A 1,738-nucleotide genomic window follows, 5' to 3' on the forward strand; every position below is an offset into this window, starting at 1 on the left:
ACGACAGGACGAGGTAGGCCTGGCGCATCTGCTGCAGGCGCTGCAAATCCTTCTTGCGCAAAGTCCGGGAGCGTGGACCGGTCAGGTGTTCGCCCAGGCTGTGCCGGTAACTCTGCTCGATGTCGGCGGTGCTGGCGTGCCTGGCCACGCCCAGCTTGTCATAGAGGGTGCTCATGGGTGTTGTCGTTATGATTTTTATCCACCGGCGACTTTATCGAACAGGCAAGCCCCCAACAATCCCGCAGATATGGGAATTGTGCGGTGCACCGTCTGTCGCAGACGTGCGGCCATTTGCGCCCCTCGGCCTTTACAAACCGCTGCAATGCAACCAAACTGGCAAAAACCGTTGATGAAAATCAACATTCCACGCTGGATGGAACTGAAACATTCGCCATGAGCCAAGACACACCGGTCCCGATTGCCGACCTGCATTTCCTGATCGCGGAAGACGATGAATTCCAGCGTCACTGGCTGAGCGTCATGCTGCAGAAGCTCGGCGCGCAGCACATTGCGGAAGCGGAAAACGGCAAGCAAGCCCTCGACATCCTGCAGGCGCCCGGCAGCCGCATCGACATCAGCTTCATCGACCTGAACATGCCGGTGATGGACGGCATCGAACTGGTGCGTCATCTCGCCAACAGCGACAGCCAGACCGCGATCGTGCTGACCAGCGCGCTCGGTTCGGCGCTGCTGCTGTCGGTGGAAACCATGACCAATGCGTACGGCGTGGACCTGCTCGGCACCTTTGAAAAACCGGCCACGCCGGAAATCCTGGAACAGCTGATCGCCCGCTTCCAGCCCGCTGCCATGCGGCACGCGCGCAAGGGACCGCCGGTGTTCACGCTGCAGGAAATCCGCGATGGCATCGCCGCCGATCAGTTCGAGCCGGTGTTCCAGCCCAAGGTGGAACTGGCGACCGGCAAGGTCAAGGCGGTGGAGGCCTTCATCCGCTGGCGGCATCCGCAGCACGGCCTGCTCACGCCGCCGGCCTTCATCCCCATCCTTGAAGCCAGCGGCCATATCGACGAGCTGACCTGGCCGGTGGTCGAACGCGCAGTCGCCGCCTGCCGCGGCTGGCACGACCAGGGCTTGATGATCGGCGTGTCGATCAACCTGTCGCCGTCCTCGCTGGCCGAGCCGGGCCTGGCGGAGCGCATCCTGTCACACGTCGGCCACCACAACATCGCGCCGGAATACTTCACCATCGAAATTACCGAAATGATGGCGATGACCGACCTGCCGGTCTGCCTGGAAAACCTGGCGCGGCTGCGCATGAAGGGTTTCGGCTTGTCGATCGACGATTTCGGCACCGCGCATTCCAACGTGCAGCAGTTACTGCGCATCCCTTTCCTCGACCTCAAGATCGACCGTTCCTTCGTTGCCGGCGCGTCGCAGAACCAGCAGATGCACATCGCGCTCGCCTCCGCCCTGGACCTGGCGCGCAAGCTGCGCCGCAACTCGGTGGCGGTCGGCGTGGAAACGCGCGAGGACTGGGACTTGCTGCGCGACCTTGGCTGCACCTATGCGCAAGGCTTCTACATTGCCAAGCCGATGGAGCGCGATGCGGTACCGGCCTGGATCGAGGAGTGGTCGCAGTTTTTCTGAGGCGGGAGTAAACTGCCCGCATTGAACCGCCGGTGCAGCCGCCATGAAATTCGAACACCTGATAGAAATCAACGATCCGCTCAACCCGCTGATCGACCGCCTGTCCCGCGAACAACTCTGGCGCGGCCTCGGG

The 1,738-nt window shown here is 62.3% G+C and carries 1 protein-coding gene and 1 pseudogene; both read left to right on the forward strand.

Annotation, left to right across the window (positions count from 1 at the left end; all coding sequences use genetic code 11):
- Window positions 1–393: 393 nt before the first annotated feature.
- Window positions 394–1,605, forward strand: coding sequence for an EAL domain-containing response regulator (locus AYR66_RS11885; RefSeq protein WP_088709772.1), 1,212 nt, complete (start codon window positions 394–396; stop codon window positions 1,603–1,605).
- 43 nt (window positions 1,606–1,648) lie between these two features.
- Window positions 1,649–1,738 (forward strand): annotated as a pseudogene (locus AYR66_RS30010) (DUF1857 domain-containing protein); the annotation flags it as partial.

Source organism: Noviherbaspirillum denitrificans, assembly GCF_002211445.1.
Taxonomy (GTDB): domain Bacteria; phylum Pseudomonadota; class Gammaproteobacteria; order Burkholderiales; family Burkholderiaceae_D; genus Noviherbaspirillum; species Noviherbaspirillum denitrificans.